Source organism: Granulibacter bethesdensis (assembly GCF_001889525.1).
Classification (GTDB): domain Bacteria; phylum Pseudomonadota; class Alphaproteobacteria; order Acetobacterales; family Acetobacteraceae; genus Granulibacter; species Granulibacter bethesdensis_C.
In genome coordinates this window covers 224181-239924 of the sequence record NZ_CP018192.1, presented here as the reverse complement: position 1 = coordinate 239924, position 15744 = coordinate 224181, and the positions used below count along the sequence as shown (strand labels likewise).

Annotated in this window: 10 protein-coding genes and 1 tRNA gene; 2 read left to right on the top strand and 9 right to left on the bottom strand. The window is 58.8% G+C overall.

The genetic code is table 11. The annotated features are described in order from the left end of the window. The first annotated feature begins 5 nt into the window (after positions 1 to 5). Positions 6 to 950 carry a YncE family protein gene (locus GbCGDNIH6_RS01045; protein WP_081369898.1) on the top strand — a complete coding sequence of 315 codons (945 nt, stop codon included), beginning with the start codon at positions 6 to 8 and terminating at the stop codon, positions 948 to 950. 1 nt (position 951) lies between these two features. On the opposite strand, the gene GbCGDNIH6_RS01040 is transcribed toward GbCGDNIH6_RS01045, so the two are convergent. The 3 genes from GbCGDNIH6_RS01040 to GbCGDNIH6_RS01030 all read right to left on the bottom strand — a co-directional run bounded on the left by GbCGDNIH6_RS01040 (position 952) and on the right by GbCGDNIH6_RS01030 (position 3351). Continuing rightward, positions 952 to 1587 carry a GNAT family N-acetyltransferase gene (locus GbCGDNIH6_RS01040; protein WP_332455403.1) on the bottom strand — a complete coding sequence of 212 codons (636 nt, stop codon included), beginning with the start codon at positions 1585 to 1587 and terminating at the stop codon, positions 952 to 954. Then, entirely contained in the window at positions 1532 to 3211 is a 1680-nt protein-coding gene (gene ettA / locus GbCGDNIH6_RS01035) for an energy-dependent translational throttle protein EttA (protein ID WP_072562546.1), read from the bottom strand. Before ettA ends, GbCGDNIH6_RS01040 begins: the two co-directional genes overlap by 56 nt. A gap of 67 nt (positions 3212 to 3278) precedes the next feature. Then, positions 3279 to 3351 (bottom strand) — tRNA-Ile (locus tag GbCGDNIH6_RS01030). A 161-nt stretch (positions 3352 to 3512) separates the two neighbouring features. Here GbCGDNIH6_RS01030 and ppa point away from each other — a divergent pair. After that, on the top strand, positions 3513 to 4037 hold the full coding sequence (ppa, locus tag GbCGDNIH6_RS01025; protein WP_011630907.1) for an inorganic diphosphatase: 525 nt from the start codon (positions 3513 to 3515) through the stop codon (positions 4035 to 4037). A gap of 68 nt (positions 4038 to 4105) precedes the next feature. Here ppa and GbCGDNIH6_RS01020 read toward each other — a convergent pair whose 3' ends face one another. From GbCGDNIH6_RS01020 to GbCGDNIH6_RS00995, 6 genes are all read right to left on the bottom strand, one after another. Next, positions 4106 to 5332: a glycosyltransferase gene (locus GbCGDNIH6_RS01020; protein WP_072562545.1), complete on the bottom strand. Its 1227-nt coding sequence runs from the start codon at positions 5330 to 5332 to the stop codon at positions 4106 to 4108. 92 nt (positions 5333 to 5424) lie between these two features. Further along, a complete protein-coding gene (locus tag GbCGDNIH6_RS01015) occupies positions 5425 to 6570 on the bottom strand; it encodes a PAT1 family protein (RefSeq protein WP_081369897.1) in 1146 nt (381 codons plus the stop codon). A gap of 84 nt (positions 6571 to 6654) precedes the next feature. Next, complete coding sequence (locus GbCGDNIH6_RS01010) at positions 6655 to 9798, bottom strand: glycosyltransferase (RefSeq protein ID WP_072562544.1); 3144 nt, start codon at positions 9796 to 9798, stop codon at positions 6655 to 6657. 27 nt (positions 9799 to 9825) lie between these two features. Further along, positions 9826 to 11733 carry a tetratricopeptide repeat protein gene (locus GbCGDNIH6_RS01005; RefSeq protein WP_408874851.1) on the bottom strand — a complete coding sequence of 636 codons (1908 nt, stop codon included), beginning with the start codon at positions 11731 to 11733 and terminating at the stop codon, positions 9826 to 9828. A gap of 102 nt (positions 11734 to 11835) precedes the next feature. Then, positions 11836 to 13218 (bottom strand): HlyD family type I secretion periplasmic adaptor subunit, encoded by a 1383-nt coding sequence (locus tag GbCGDNIH6_RS01000; protein WP_072562542.1) that lies wholly within the window; start codon positions 13216 to 13218, stop codon positions 11836 to 11838. Between the two features lie 141 nt (positions 13219 to 13359). After that, on the bottom strand, positions 13360 to 15633 hold the full coding sequence (locus GbCGDNIH6_RS00995) for a peptidase domain-containing ABC transporter (protein ID WP_072562541.1): 2274 nt from the start codon (positions 15631 to 15633) through the stop codon (positions 13360 to 13362). Positions 15634 to 15744 lie beyond the last annotated feature (111 nt).

Below are 15744 nucleotides of genomic sequence, written 5' to 3'. Positions count from 1 at the left end.
CCCCCATGATCAGGACCCTGCTGAGCGCGTTATCGGTCGCTTCCCTTCTCCTTGCCCCGCTGACGGGCCGGACGGCGGAGGCTTTCGTGACCGATCAGCAGGGTCACATGGTTACCATCATCGATCTGGAGAGCACAAAACCGGTCGCCTCCATTCCAATGAGGGGGGATGTCGCCGGAATTGCCATGAGCCGGGATGGCAGCCGCGCCTATGTCACCGCCCCTGAAGATCACAGCCTCACCATTCTCGATGCTGTGCAGCGCAGTGTAATCAAGCGTATTACAGTTGGCGGTGCACCGCTGGGCGTCGCCGTTTCACCGGATGGCAGAACCGTGTTTGTGGCGGACTGGTTTGCCAATCATGTCACCGCTTTGGACAGCGTAAGTGGTGCTGTCAAAGCTGTCATTGAAACCGGGAAATCTCCTTCCGGTCTGGCTTTCACACCCGATGGCAAAAACCTGATTTGCGCGGATCGGGAAGATAATCAGGTTTCCATCCTTGATGCTGTGCATTTCAAACATCTGGCCTCCATCAAGACCGGGCAGCATCCGTTTGGCGTCACGGTTTCCTCGGATGGTAAACGCGCCTATGCCGCCGATGTCGAATCCAATGATGTCGCCGTCATTGACCTGCCATCACGCACATTGCTGGCCCGGATTCCGACCGGGCATCGCCCTTACGTCGTCGCCGTGCATGGGCAGCGCGGGTATGTAACCAACGAGATGTCTGATTCCGTCACCGTATTCGATACGGTAAGCCTCAAGCTGATCGCCACCTTCCGTGTCGGTTCCTACCCTGAAGGCATCCAGACCAGCACGGACGGCAAGACCCTGTACGTCGTCAACTGGATGGACGATACACTGTCTATTCTCGATGCCGAAAACGGCTATCAGAAGGCGCTTGTGAAAGCGGGGAACAGCCCGCGCTCCTTCGGCACGTTCCTGCGCTGACTTATGCCGGCGGACGTCCCATCCGCCAGCTTTCGTAAACCAGCATTCGGTATCCATCCCGCATAAAGCTGTCGGCATGCCGCATGCCGATACTGCCCAGCACCATGCGGGAACCCCAATTTTCCTCCCGCGCAACCCCGATGACACGTTCCACCCCTGCAACATCATGGGCATAGCGCAAAGCGGCTCCCGCCGCTTCGCGGGCATAACCACGCCCACGCGCCTCCGGCCAGAATGCGAAACGAATCGACATGCCACGCCCATCCGGGCGGCCCATCAGACCAGTCAGGCCCTCGAAATGACCGGTATGGGCGTCCCGCACCGCCCACATCCCGACATTATGCTGACCCCAGAAAGCAATATCAGCGGCCAGATCCTCCGCTGCCTGCAAGGAATTACGAACCCCGCCCAGCATGATCGCGAAGACCCCGGGATCCGCTTTGATCCGGCATAGATCGGGCAGATCGGCATAGGTGACAGGGTACAACAGAAGCCGCCCGGTGCGCAGAATGCGCCCGGCCGGGATCAAATCCGCCAGAGGAGCAACAGCTGCAAGGGCGGGGGAGCGCTCCGCCCCGTCCTCAACGCTCCAGCGGGCGGTACTTAATACGATGTGGCTCGGTGGCCTCGGCGCCAAGTCGGCGTCGCTTATCCTCTTCATAGGCCTGGAAGTTACCTTCGAACCACTCGACATGGCTATCGCCTTCGAAGGCGAGGATATGCGTTGCAAGACGATCGAGGAACCAGCGGTCATGGCTGATAATCACGGCACAGCCTGCGAAATCCGCCAGAGCGTCTTCCAGGGCCCGCAATGTATCGACATCCAGATCATTGGTCGGCTCGTCGAGCAGGATCACATTGGCCTCGCTCTTGAGCATTTTAGCGAGATGCACGCGGTTACGCTCACCGCCTGACAACACGCCGACTCTTTTCTGCTGATCGGGTCCTTTGAAATTAAAAGCCCCGACATAGGCCCGGCTGGCCACTGTGCGCTTGCCCAGATGGATGACATCCGTGCCGCCGCTGATTTCTTCCCAGACGGTCTTGTTGTCGTCCAGACTGTCGCGGTTCTGATCCACATAGCCCAGCTTCACGGTGTCACCCACGGTCAGGGAACCGGAATCGGGCTGCTCCACCCCGGTAATCATACGGAACAGAGTCGTCTTGCCTGCGCCGTTCGGACCGATGACGCCGACGATACCACCCGGCGGCAGCTTGAAGTTCAGCCCGTCAATCAGCAGACGATTGCCGAAGGATTTACGCAGATCTTCCGCCTCGATCACAGTGCCGCCCAGACGGGGGCCGGGCGGAATCACGATATCCGCTACGCCACCAGCCTGTTCCTGAGACTTGTTCAGCAATTCCTCATAACGCTGGATACGGGCCTTGCTCTTGGCCTGACGCGCGCGAGGGCTGGACTGAATCCATTCCTGCTCCGCCGCCAGGGCGCGCTGGCGGTTGCTCTCTTCCTTTTCTTCCTGCGCCAGACGCTTGCGCTTCTGCTCCAGCCAGGAGGAGTAGTTGCCCTCGAACGGATAGCCACGGCCCCGCTCGATCTCCAGAATCCAGTTGGTCACGTTGTCCAGGAAGTAACGGTCATGGGTGACGACCATCACCGTGCCCGCATAATCACGCAGCGTGCGTTCCAGCCAGGACACGCTTTCCGCATCCAGATGGTTGGTCGGTTCGTCCAGCAGCAGCAGATCGGGCTTCTCCAGCAACAGGCGGCACAGTGCAACACGACGGCGCTCACCGCCGGACAGCCGGTCCACCAAAGTCTCCGGCGGCGGGCAGCGCAGCGCGTCCAGCGCGATTTCAACGCGGCGGTCCAGATCCCAGCCATCCTCCGCGTCAATCTTTTCCTGCAACATGGCCTGCTCGGCCAGCAATGCGTTCATCTTGTCGTCATCCATGGGTTCGGCGAACGCCATGGAAATTTCATTGAAGCGGTCGATCGCCGCTTTCAGCTCCGCAAACGCCTCGCCGACGTTTTCCGCCACTGTTTTGGTGGGGTCGAGCTGTGGCTCCTGAGACAGATAACCGACACGGGCACCTTCTGCGGCCCAAGCCTCGCCGCCATATTCTTTTTCAATTCCGGCCATGATTTTCATCAGGGTCGATTTACCGGCCCCGTTAACACCCAGTACGCCGATCTTCACGCCCGGCAGGAAGGACAGGGTAATGCCCTTGAAGACTTCCCGGCCGCCCGGATAAGCCTTCGTCACATCCTTCATCACATAGACATACTGGTAGCTGGCCATATCTGGCTCCCGGCGGTTGACCAGTCGGCCGCGTCTGAACAAGCCGCGGCCGACGGAGATCGAAATATGCGCCCGGCAGGACTCGAACCCGCAACCAAACCGTTATGAGCGGTCCGCTCTAACCATTGAGCTACAGGCGCATGAGAGTATCGCGCCGCCGCCACCAGTTGGGGAACAACGCCCCCCACCCGGTACGACACGGTGCGAAGGGAGGGGAACCACAACTACGCCATGTTGGCAAGGACAACTCTGGCCGTTACGGTGCGCCGACCTTTTTCTTTAACGAGACGAGTATCCTCTCATGGACGTCAGCAAGCTGGCCATTGGCAAGCAGCCCCCCAGTGACATCAATGTCGTGATCGAAATTCCGCAAGGTTCTGCGGTGAAATACGAGGTGGACAAGGACTCCGGCGCCGTGATCGTGGACCGTTTCCTGTTCACACCCATGGCCTACCCCGCTTCCTATGGTTTCATTCCCGGTACGCTGGCCGATGATGGCGATCCAGCGGATGCGCTGGTCTTGACCCCCGCCCCCGTAGTACCGGGTGCCGTGATTCGCGCCCGCCCGATCGGCGTTCTGAACATGGAAGACGAAAGCGGGATCGACGAAAAGATCATCTGCGTCCCGCATGACAAGGTGCATCCGCAATTCAGCACGGTGGAAAAAATCGAGGATTTGCCGGAAATCACCCGCAAGGCGATCGAGCATTTCTTCACGCGCTATAAGGATCTGGAACCCAACAAATGGGTGAAGGTCACCGGCTGGGGCGACAAGGCTGCGGCCGAGGCTGCCATCACCGCCTCCATCCAGCGCGCAGCGAAATAAAAAAACGGGGCGGACAGGAAAAACGCCTGCCGCCCCTTTTTATATCACGCCTGACAGGGCCTGACTGGTTACAGTTCCTGCCCCGTCATTTCAGAGATCAGGGCGCGGAAACTGGCCAGATGGTCCTCCATACGGAGATGCTTCTCGGCATAGCGCCGGGCATTCCGCCGCAGTTTTTTCTCGAGCTTTTCATCTGACAGCAGACGCAGGACAGAATCCGCCAGCTTGTCAGGATCGAGGCACGGTGTGATCAACGCATTTTCCTCATGCGTCAGAAATTCCAGCACCGGCGCGGTATCGCTGCCGATAATGGCACAGCCCGTCGCCAGAGCCTCCCTGAGCGACCACGACAGCACGAAGGGATAGGTCAGATAGACATGTGCGTTCGACCGTTGGAGCAATTTTAAAAACTCCTCATAGTCGATACGCCCCGGCAAACAGACCCGGCTCATATCCAGACGCCCGGCCTGTTCGTTCAGGAAATGCTCTTTCCATGTGGTGTTGACGGGCCGAGCGCCATAACTGACCCCGTCCCTGCCGACGAGAATCGCTTTCACATCGGGGCGAGCTTCCAAAATCTTCGGCAGGGCGCGTACCATGACGTGATAGCCGCGATAAGGCTCCAGATCACGGGATACGAAGGTGATCAGCTTCTCATCCGGCGCGACATGGAAATCGCCTAGCTGATAGGGTTGCTTACGGATCGCTGGATCAGGCGTACAGGCATCCAGATCAGCGCCTTCAGGAACAACCCGAATCCGCTCCCTGGCCCATTCCGGATATGTCTCCAACTGGAACCGTGTCGGGGTCTGCCCCATGCCCTCCAACTGCAACGCCAGGAAGTTGACGACATTCTTGTTGCGCACATTGGGCAGGAAATCAGGCCCACTCGGGAATTCCGGATCGAAATTCACATCCGTTCCATAGGTACGATAAAAAAATTCGAAATATCCAAGCAAGGGGACACCTGGCCAAATATCCTGCAGGTTCAGCAACTCTCCCCAGCCATGGTGGCCAATAATAATATCGGGCCTGAACCCAAGAAGCAGCAGATTACGCGCCGCCGATGCCACCGCCTCGGCCCGGACCGCCGCCAGTTCCATATCTCTGGCATGGAGATGAACATTGGGCTCTGGCTGACGTAACATCCGGTAGACCATTTTCCGGACCCCCCCCAGAAAATTGGGGTTTTCCTCCGTCAAAAAGATAATTTCATGCCGGTTTTCTTCCGCCAGTGAGCGGACAATATGCAAAAATTGTCCCGGAAAATTCTGATGGACAAACAGGAATTTCACATCAAATCCATATCAGGTAATCGCCCGCAAAGGGGCAGCACCCTTTCAAAGATGGTGCTGCCCCTTTTTATTTCAAATACCGTGTACCGGCCTCATGCGTTGCGCCGTGCACCTGCCCGGGCCGAGGAGGCTGCTTTACGGGTTGATGCCTTGGGAGCAGGCCGGGGGACACTGGTTTTTGGGCGCAGAATGATCCGGAATGCTTCCAGAGGAGCCATATTGGTCGCTTCCAGCGTCTCCCCGCCTGCCAACGGCCCAATAGCTGTCCCATCCACGAAACTGCCCTCGTAGCTTATCTCGAAAGCTTCGGCGGCCCTGTTACGCAACCGCGCCTTCAGCCCCAGCAACGGCAATGCCATGCCCCGGCTGCCGCAAAGCTGGCCGCCTTCCATCCACGGGGACAACCAACCACGTCCAAGAACACCCTGATATTCTATATCTTTCGGATCGATCAGGCTTTGCGGCATGATCATAAAGCCCTCGATCCAGCGGGTACTGCCTCGCTCGCCAATCCATTCACCCAACTGGTCGCCGACATCCCCCTGCATACGGATATGAGCAATAATATCGGGAATAGCACCGGATTGCGTTCTGACCGGTTCAAATGACTGAGCCGGCCCCTGGGGTGCACCCTGTTGCATCCCTTGCGGAATGCCTTGAGGAACGCCCTGTGGTGGTGGCATCGGAGGAACCCCCACCTGCGGCATCACACCCGGCGGCGGTACTGCTCCCGGCTGCATGAAACCTGGCTGAAGAGGAGGGGCGGAGGGAATACCGCCAAAAGGCACCCCATCAGCCAGACGCAGCACCTGTAACCGGGGTGCGGAATCCTGCTGGCCGGGCTGTTGGTAAATTGTGACCAGCACCTGAGCCTGCGGCTGCATAACCCGCACCAGCGCGGCATCGGCGGGGCCGTACAACCAGCCATCTTCCCGGAAAGATGTCACCGAAATGGCATGGGGCCGATGTTCATGTCCCGGCGGCAGGGAAACCCGAATCGCTGGCAGCCCGCTATTGTCCAACGGACGATTTGGGCTTGGCGTCTGGACAAAGCAGAACAGCCCGGTATCCAGCTTCATGACATGCGCGGAAACCTGAATTTCGCTCATGATACGGGAGGCTGTGTTCTGTGCAGCAGCCTGCTGATCCGCACCAGATGGTGCGGCCACATTTCCGGGAGCACCTTGCCCCAGTCGGGACTGGGCCGGATTTTGCCCGGCAAACAAGCCTTCAGACATGCGTAATCTCGCTCTCCATGATGCAAAAGAAACTGGTTTTTATTCGGCTGCTTCTTTTGGCTGTCAGAACCGCTTTCACCGTATTCAGCAAAACTTAATTCTGTTTACCCTATTTGCAGAGGATGCAAAGCCTGTTCTATCCATCTGACAGGATAGAAATGTATCGTTTATGATCTGAACAGAAATACCAAGCGGCATCACAAAGCCGGCATAGCTCTGATGCATCTGAGCTTTTTTAATACGCTCCGCTACCGTACCGAGGTCGAAGGCCGCCACGGGAAGCCCCGCCCGCCATGCCTCACTGAGCGTAAAGCACCATGTTTCAGGCCAGATTGAAGGAATCCATGCCATTTTCGCCTTCTGGGCCACAATAAGAGCGGGCAAATCATCATCGCTGTAACGTCCGGTGATTCGGACATAACCTGTCTCGAGCAGGGCCGGATCATCAACACTATGCCCGACCAGCACGAAACGAAGGGGGAGGGAGCGCGCTGCCGCATCCCTTGCAGCCTCCAGCAGACAGTCAAAACCTTTTTCAGCGCCGATCGCGCCAATAACACAGATCACGCAAATATGATCCGCCAAAGGCCCCCATGCCGCCATATCACTCTCCATTCCTGGGGGCATGGACACGATATCGTCACTTTCTTCCCATGGGACAATGATGGGATGAAGGGCCGGGAAATGGCGTTGCATCCGCCGTGCCACATCCCTTGAGGGAGTGACGACCTGCGCAGCCTCCATCAGATCGCGCTGTGAGCGGTGGCGCAAGGCTGCAATACTGATTGGCTCCTCCAGATGACTGCCTCCCTCGGCGATGCAGCGTTCACACTGGTCGATATCCGGCTCCCCGCAATAGCGCCGGGCCGGACTCATGAGGGCGATACGGGGGCAGAACGCGGCATAATCATGCACGTGCATATCCTGCGGCACACCCAGCGCTGCAGCCAGACCGGCTACGGTGTGGTCATGGCCAAGCAGATGATGCAGTTCCACCTGCTCCACCTTTATCTGGCGCAGCAGCCGCAGCAAGACAGCCCTGTCATGGGGCATACGGTGCCGCAAATGGGGATACTGATCGGCAAACCCGGTGTCGAGTACGGTCCAGCCCTCATAAGAGGCCGTCTCCTCAATCATGACCGGACGCAGGATCACCACATTGCGGCCTGCCTGATGAAAAAGGGCTATCCGGGTCTCAATCTGTCGCTGCACCCCTCCGCCCCGATCATGGGTAATCATCAGAACGGAAGGCCTGTCAGGCAGGGCCGCCCGGAAACGCAGAACATCCATCGCCCGGCGGCTGGCATGCAGCGGGTTGCGGGCACGCCAAGCCGCCACCATGTCGTGATAGCCCGGATGCAGCGCTGAGAGGATCGATTCATTCCGGGCTGCCAGACGCGACCGGCCTTCTCCGAAGCTGCCCCCCCCCACATGGGCAACGAAAGCACCCGTTGCAACCACATGGCGCCAGCCCAACGCACGGGCACGCAGGCAGAAATCATTTTCTTCGCCATAGCCCTGCGCAAAGACGTCATCCCGGAAAACACCGACCTCATCGAGGCAGTCCCGGCGGATATACATGCAGAACCCGACCGCAACCGGAATATCAACCACCCGGTCCCTGTTGGCCTGACGAGCAAATTGGGCGAACTGCTCTGTTTCAGCACGATCCGGCAGAGGCCAGCGCCCATCCTCCTGCGGATAGCTCAGTATTGAGGCATCGTTCGAAAAAGGTGTTGCCGTCCCGATATCCGAAGCCGTACAAGCAGCTTTCTGTAACCGCTTCAGCCACCCTTTCGGCACCAGCGTGTCACTGTTCAGCAGCACCACGTCCCGCCCGGCCCCAACCGCCCGCATGCCAAGATTGACCGCGGATGGAAATCCGCGATTGCGGGCCTGATGCAGCAGGCTGATGCGCCCCTGCCCGGCAAGAGCCTGTAAATGCACCAGAAGTGCGGGGTCGTAACCGGCATCGTCCACGATGATGATCTCGGTCGATTCAGGGACCGTGGCCAGCACAGACTCCAGACAGGCTCGGACAACGTCTCCGCCACCATAAACCGGCATCACGATGGAGACGGGCCGCCCTGTCTCAACAGGGGAGGCGGTCGACAGGCTCTCCGCTACAGGCAAGCAGCGCAACGGGACCAGAGGCTTTATCTCCGGCAGGATATCCGCAGGACAGGGAATGGGCGGGGCAGCAACCGGTAATGCACGGGCCAGAGCACGCACCGATCTGATCGCGCCGCGGGCAAAACCCTCGCCACCGGTCGCACCCTGCCGCTTCAGTTTCAACAGAGGGCTCAGACGGGGATCAAGCGGACTACCCAAAAGATCATTGCCTCGCACATCGCGAACCGAAATCAGCCCGGTGCCATCCCATTCCCCCGCCGGAACATGAATACGCCGGGGACGGGCAAAGGGTGTATCAAGACCCACTTTCTCCGCCGGTTCATGCGCCGTGAACGGACCATACAAGTGTCCGTCAGCAGAGATGACCGCCAGCAGCGGATCAGCGTCAGGGCAGCCCGGATGCCAGGCCCAGCCCTGCACATCCCCGTCTTCATTCCAATCAATCCAGCCCTGCACACGATACATCGCCACCAAATCAAACGGCGACCCCAGCAAAGGCCGATTTCTGCTTCGCACATCAAGACAATGACCCGCCACCAACTTCTGCATGGAAGGCGCTGTTTCCAGCGTTATCCCATCAAGGGTGAAACTGAGACTGGCGGGGTTTACATCACCCGTTCCGACTTCATAGGCGTGAACATGTCCATCGGCTGACAGGCGGCACCAGCCCGGCAATCCTGCTGCCCTGCTCACCGTCATCAACAATTCATGCGCTATCGGCCAGACATCATGCCGGATACGTGAGAGAAGTCGTTGAACGGTAATGGCAGCATATGCCAGATCACCGCCCAGCACCTGCAAAGTCGCCAAACCGGACAGGATCTCGGTCGTTTCATACTGGCGTGCAAGGGATTCAAAATCGGCCCTTGCAGTCGGATCACCCCGCCGCAGCTTCAGAAGTGCCGATAGCAGCCGGATCGTGTCCTGACGCGGAGACAGACGCGTGGCCCGGGCCAGCCAGAACGCAGCTTCGTGCCACTGCGACTGCTCCATGGCCCGTTCGCCAAGCTTGTAGGCATCTTCAGCCAGCTGACGCCAATATTCCCGCAGTCTCTGTCGCTCAGCCGCAACGGCAGCGCTGCCTAATGCTGCCATCTCGCACCCTGCAACATATCCGGCACGTCAGGAATGATCCGTCAGAGCCGGATTTTGGACTGAAGACGGCTCATGCTCTGCCAAGTGTGGGACAGGCTCTTCGGGGGGATTGTCCTCTCTGACTGCCTCATAAGGATAGGGCATCGTCAGAATCTCCGGGGGTAGAGCCTGAAGATCGCCCTGTGCTTCTGTCAGACCCTGCGACAAGGCCTTTTCCAACCAGAAGCGCCCCTGAAGCTCGTCCTTTTCTCCAGCCAGTCCCCGCGCCAGAAACCGACCCAACATCAGCTGTGCATGAGCATGACCACGCTCTGCTGCCGCACGATACCAGATGATCGCCTTCTCCCGATCCGTCGGTACTTCGTGACCACCGCCCATCATAGCACCAATTGCGAACATGGCACCGATATGGCCCCGCCCGGCGGCACGTTCGAAATAGACCAGCGCCTCCGGATGATCCTTCGCGCCACCGCGCCCAGTCACCAGCAGTTCTGCAAACGCAACCTCGGCCTCCACCATGCCGGTAGAAGCAGCCCGTTCGATCCAGGAGCGCCCGGCTTCGGCGTCCACATCGAGACCACGCCCTTCCAGCAGCATACGCCCATACCAGTACTGAGCATTCACCACGCCATCCGCAGCCTTGCGCAACCATTGCGCGGCGCTGCGCTCGTCTTTCTCAATTCCCACCCCTTCGGCAAGGCAAACGCCGAAATTGAAAGCCGCGACCAGATCCCCATTCGCAGCGGCCTGTTCAAAAATCTTGCGGGTTCTGATGCTCTCTTCTTCCGCAGCCAGACCAGCCTGCACCAGACTGGCAAGGTCGGACACGGCTTCCTGATCACCACGCTCGGCCGAAATACGGAACCAGCGAGCCGCTTCTTCCGGGTCGCGGCTCATCCCGGCCCCCGTCAGACACATCAGACCCAGCGTACGGGCCGCCTTGCTGTGCCCTGCATCGGAAGCACGTCGAAACCACAGAGCGGCCTCGGCATAATTAGGCGGGACATCCCCACCCCGTGCGTAAAGGTCACCCACCAGTGCCGCCGCCTCGGCATCGCCCTGAAGGGCTGCACGGCGCAGCCATGATTCACCCTCCAGCAGATTACGCTTGACGCCTCGTCCTTCCAGCAGCGCCAGACCCCAGCGTGCCTGGGCGGAAACCAGCCCTTTCTCTGCGGCTGCCTTGTAGTAACCGGCGGCCGCTGCCAGATCATGGGGCACACCGGCGGCACGCTCATGCATCACGCCCAGCAGATAGAGCGCCGTCGGCAGACCTCCCTTGGCTGCCACCTGCAATTGCTCGGCTGCTGCCTGAGTGGCTTCCGGCGTCACTGCATCCTTGAGCAGGGCCAACCCCACTCCCAGCGCCCCCTGCGGACAGCCTGAAGCTGCTGCTTTCTGGTACCATACCAGCGCCTGCTCAAGATCGCGCACAGACTCCGGACCGGTCGTCAGGATATATCCGACCAGCGCCTGCCCGTCAGAGGAACCAGCTTCCGCCGCCTTGCTCGCCCAGCCCAGTGCCTTGAGCGGATCGGCCTGAATCGTGGAAGCAGAGGTAAACAAGCCTGATCCGACACGGGAGGCCGCTGTTCCTGCGCCCCCGGATCGCGCCTCCAGAGAGGCTTCCACCCCACCCAGCACATCTTCCGATGCAGCCTTTGCGGGATCGGCAGTGGCTGGTTCCCCCTGCTCCCCCACGCCACGCAGATACAGGGTTGCCAGCAGGGTCTGCGCTTCCACGAAGCCCTGACTGGCGGCCCTTTCCAACCAGCGTTCCCCTTCCCGGGGACTGAAAGGAACGCCTGCAGCCTCCAGATAGCAACGCCCAACCCGATATTGCGCTTCGGCCACACCTTTTTCGGCCACTTTGGCAAAAAGCGGAAACGCTTTGGGCCATTCCCCTGCTTCCGCAAGTGCTGTGGCCTCCTGCATTCTGGCAGAAGGAGAAAACAGGCCGGTTACCCGGTTTATCAGACGTGCCACGGCTGCGTCATACCCCTCTGATCATGATCCCCGTTATTGATCAATCACGGATCAAGGCTCCCGCATGCCTTCTGAAAACGCCGGCAGGACTTTGCCCAGAAGATATTTCAGGATCGTACGCTGCCCAACCTTGATGTCAGCGGTGACAGGCATGCCCGGAACAATGTGAAATCCTTCCGGCGTGTCGTGCAACGTGACCTTATCAATCGTCACCCGCGCCTTGTAGAAGGTCTTCTCGGCTGCCATGGAGGATTGCTGGGTATCTTTCAGCTGCCCATCCCGCGAATCATTCTGGCTGTAGCTGTCCGGGCTCGTCACCCGGACTATTCCCTGTGCTCCGCCATATTGCGTAAACGGAAACGTATCGAACTTGACCGTCACCGTATCGCCAACATGCACGAAACCGGCATCCTCGCCCGGCACATCAGCCTCAACTTCCAGAGGAGCATCCAGCGGGACAATGGTGATGAACTGGGCACCCGACTGAAGAACCGATCCCACGGATACCTTGGCGATACTCTGGATCACGGCATCACCGCTGGCCTGTAATTCAACCAGTTTATGTCGCAGCTGGGCTTTTTTCAGATTTTCGCTCTGCTCGCTATATTTGCGGCCTTCATCCTGAATATCCTGACCGATCTTGGCAGCCCATTCCTTGATGAAACCATCCCTCTCCGCCACCAGTGCCTGCATGTCACGGCGAGCCGTTTCCGCGGTGGAGGTCGCAGTTGCCAGATCGCGGGACATCTCAAGGCGGTTATCAACCGCCGCCAGTGAGTTCAGCTTGCTGCCGACCTGCAATCGCTCCAGCTCATGGCGCATGCTCTCTACGTTCGTTGCAATGGCCAGACGCTGACGATAGTAATTCGCCTCGGCCAGGCTTTTGGCGACCGTATTCTGCAAGCCGCTGATTTTCTGATTGTAATTCTCGACCTTGAATTTCCACTCGGCCTGACGCTGGGCGTAGATCGCCGCCTGCAGCCTGCTGTCCGGATTATCCGCCTGGGCAATATAGGGTTTGCCATCAGCTTCCGCATGCAGCCGCGCCAGTTCCGCCTCCAGACTGCGCACCTGATCACGCAGCTGCCCCATATCCGCGCTGGCAAAGGTCGGATCGAGTTGAGCCAGAAGTTCCCCTTTATGAACTACCTGCCCTTCCGTCACATTGATCGAACGGACGATGGCCGTATCAAGAGGTTGCACAACCTGGATCGGAACCCTGGAAATCACCTTGCCACGGGCGGTCACCACCTTGTCGACCGGTACCAACCCCGCTGCCAGCAGCAGTGACGTAACCAGCCCGAACACGATGAGGGTGTTATGACGGGCTGTCGGCAGAACCGGGGTGGCAATGACGGCAGAGCTGGGAGATTCAAACTCCAGAAGCTCCGCTGTATCCTTGGCCTGCGCCAATTTAAGCTGTTTGCTGGCCATTGGCCTGCTCCCTTAACGCATTCAAACGGTGCCACTGCCTTGTTTTCGCAGTGAATGCCGCCCTGAGACTGAGATGCCTTCCCGCAGTGAAGGCAGCCTGTGACAGGCAGGATCACAGAATCCTGCCTGATTTCTGTCGTGTCAGTCGCCCTGCGCGAGCATGGACGCAACCGGACCCTGCTTCTGCGCTGCTTCCATATGACGGTTCTGCTGGTTCCACAGCTGACGATAAATGGTGCACCGTTCCAGCAACACCTTATGCGGTGCCATATCCTCGACCCGCCCCTGATCCATCACCACGATCAGATCGCACTCTGTCAGGGATGCCAGACGGTGGGACACGATCACCATGGTGCGCCCCTTGCCGATACGCACCAGATTGGCATTGACCAGCGCCTCACTTTCCGGATCCAGCGCGCTGGTGGCTTCATCCAGAATCATCAGACGCGGATCGGAAATCAGGGCGCGGGCAATGGCCAGACGCTGACGCTGGCCACCGGACAAATTGGCGGAGCCTTCCTGAATGAAGGTTTCATAGCCTTGCGGCATCCGTTCAATAAATTCCTCGGCCCCTGCCAGCCGCGCGGCCCGCACCACGTCTTCCAGTGTCAGGCCAGGCCGTCCAGCGATGATATTTTCGCGGATCGTGCCGCGGAACAGGAAATTATCCTGCAATACTACACCGAAACTGCGACGCAGATGATGCAGATTGATTTCCCGCAGATCAGAACCGTCAATTTTCACATAGCCTTCATAGTCCCGGTTGATCCCCTGCAATAATCGGGTGATCGTGGACTTGCCCGAGCCACTACGCCCCACCAGCCCAAGCATGGTGCCGGCCGGAACGCTGAATGTGACCCCACATAGAGCAGGGGTTTTGGAACCGGGATACGTAAACTGCACATTGTCGAAGCTGATGGCACCGGCAAATTTGGGGCGCAGGCCATTCTGAAGGGCATTGCTTTCATTCGGATTATTAAGCACGGCCCCCACCTCGCCAACCGACGTCCGCACCTCCTCGAAATCTTCCAGCAGACGCGCCATGCCCACCAACGGAGCAGCCACACGTCCACCCAGCATCATGAAAGCCACCAGCGAACCAACAGCTACACCACTGTCAGGGTGGGTCAGCGCAAGATAGGCACCAATCAGCAGCACACCCCGGTCAATGAACCGTTCCAGCGGTGTGACAATGGTATTCGGCCAGTTGGACAGCCGCCCGGCTGCAAGCCTCGCCCGTGCCGAAACCGCAGCCCGCACATCCCAGGCTTCCTTCTGCTGCGGCTCCAGCCCCATCGACTTGACCGTCCGGATTCCGTGGACGGTTTCCACCATGACAGTATTCTTGGCAATTTCCGCCACCACAACCTTACCGACAGCGCGCCGCATCGGATTGAGGAAAGTGACAATCGTCAGGGTAATCAGCACCGAGATGCCGATGACCATCCAGGTCAGGGTGGCGCTGAGGTAAAACAGAAAAGGCAGCAGGACAATCAGCGTGAAAAAATCAAGAAATGTCTGAAGCAGCTTGCCTGTCATGAAGTCCCGGATACGGAACACCTGATAGAGGCGCTGAGTGGTCTCACCAGCAGGGTGCTGCTCGAAATATTCCAGGGGGAGGGCCAGCAGACGGTTGAAAATATGCAAGGCCAGCTTGGCATCCAGCCGTGCCGCCACGATTTGGGTGATCTCACGCCTCGTATAGCCCAGCACAGTCTCGAACAGAACACAGACCAGCAGGATCAGGGACACCAGCAGCAGGGTGGACATGCTCTGATGGGCAATGACCTTGTCGATAACGGTCATCACCAGCATGGGTGGAATGATGGTCAGCACACTCAGAGTGATTGATGCCACTCCGATATCCACCAGATTGCGCTTTTCCTTGAGAACCATCCCCAGCAGCCAGCTGAAATTGAATGGTGCATCCTCCTCTGCCACGCCACGCTGGGAGCGGATCAGCAACGTATCGCCATCCCATGCCTGCGACAGGCGCAGTTCATCAATGGCAATCGGATCATCCCTGCGGGGTGCCAGCGGGTCTTTCATGAAGACGATCTTGCGCTGGGGGTCGACCCCCACCATCAACCCGGCTCCGCCATCCTTGAACAGCATGACCAGAGGGCTTGTACCCTTCATTTTCATGAGCTGCCCCCAGCTCAGCCGCAACCCGCGCGCCGCCAGGCCGCAATCCTTGGCCCATTGCCCGAGCATCGCCGCTGAAGGCGTCTCTCCGCTGACAATACGCAGCATGCCCCGGTCCAGGGTTATGCCATGGAAACGGCCAGCTTCCTCAACCGCAGCCAGACGGGCTTCGACCGCCGGCGGCAGGGCTTCGTTCTCGACATCAACAAGAGCCGCTTCCTGTTGCGGTCCCTGCGCTGAGGAGGGCAAAGCATCGCTGTTATTCTGCAAAAGCGTATCCTTTAAGCGAAATCAGCCCCATCACCTGGCACGATGAGGTATATATTATCCAGATTAGATGCCTGTGCCAGCTTGGCTCAGAGCTAAAATAAAAATACCATA